Here is a 1,085-nt window from a genome sequence, read left to right on the forward strand (position 1 = left end):
CATCGCGTTCTGGCTGCTGTCGAAGGTAGACACGTCGAACAGCGGCATGCCGAACTCGACCGCGTTGGCGGCCGCCAGCTGCGCAGCGCCGACAACTTTGTTCTGCGCGAACCAGGTTGGCAGCGGCTGACGCGCGCCAGTGGCCTTGGCCATTGCGTCGCGGGCGGCGGCCTCATCCAGCGCGCCGTCCTGGACCAAGCGGCGGGCCAGGCCGGTGATGCCGACCAGGTTGGCGTTAACAATCGTGTTCATCTGTGCACTCCTACTCCCCTGCGCAGACTACCTCACACGCCGCCAACCCGGAACCATCAAATGCATCAACCGTGCGGGCAAGCCTTTGGGGCCACTTCCACCGGGGCACTGGTCTTGCAGCCCCAATTCCCGGTGTTCGCTACATAGGTAATTGTGATCGTTGCGGACTTCACTTTTTCGTTCACGCCCACAGCCTTCATCGTCGCAACGATGACACAAGGCACGGCTGGAGCCGCCTCTATGTTCTCCACATACTTTCCGGTTACCACTGCATTGGCCGGCAAAACGCAGGAAGATGCACCATTGGCATTGATGAACTGCTCCGCAACTGGAGCCTTCAGTCCTCCCAACATTGTCACAGCCTCGACAAGCTGGGTACGCGCCGTGTAGTCGTTATATTGCGGAATAGCAATAGCTGCGAGGATCGCAATGATGGCCACCACGACCATCAGCTCAATGAGCGTAAAACCAGACTGTCTGTTCATTCGAGCGCTCCCCAACGCGCGGATAAGAGTTGGCAAAAGACAAGATCCATGCCAAAAAAAAGCCCCGGCAATACCGGGGCTCTTTTGATTCAAAACGCCAATCAGCTACCCGAAGCAGCGGTGGTGCAGGCCTTCGGCTGGACTTCCGAGTCTGCCGAAGTAGCACAGGTCCACGCACCAGTTGCCGGGGCGAAAGTCAACACCACATTCTTGCCAGAAGCCTTGGCGTTGACGCCTGCAGTCTTCATCGTCGCAGTGATGGCGCAATTGTTGCCAGACTTCGCAACTTCGACAGAAGTAACGTACTTACCGCTGGAAACGGTATTCGCCGGCTTCGCACATGATGCG

At 58.1% G+C, this 1,085-nt stretch carries 2 protein-coding genes and 1 pseudogene; all 3 read right to left on the reverse strand.

The features are described 5' to 3' along the window. Positions 1-252: pseudogene (locus tag AB4Y84_RS22235) on the reverse strand (type IV-A pilus assembly ATPase PilB); the annotation flags it as partial. Positions 253-317: 65 nt separating this feature from the next. Beyond that, entirely contained in the window at positions 318-737 is a 420-nt protein-coding gene (locus AB4Y84_RS22240; protein WP_394198424.1) for a pilin, read from the reverse strand. Positions 738-838: 101 nt separating this feature from the next. After that, on the reverse strand, positions 839-1,085 hold a 247-nt coding region (locus AB4Y84_RS22245), incomplete at its 5' end, for a pilin (RefSeq protein WP_442251005.1).

Source organism: Stenotrophomonas sp. 2YAF22 (genome assembly GCF_052114665.1).
GTDB classification, from domain to species: domain Bacteria; phylum Pseudomonadota; class Gammaproteobacteria; order Xanthomonadales; family Xanthomonadaceae; genus Stenotrophomonas; species Stenotrophomonas indicatrix.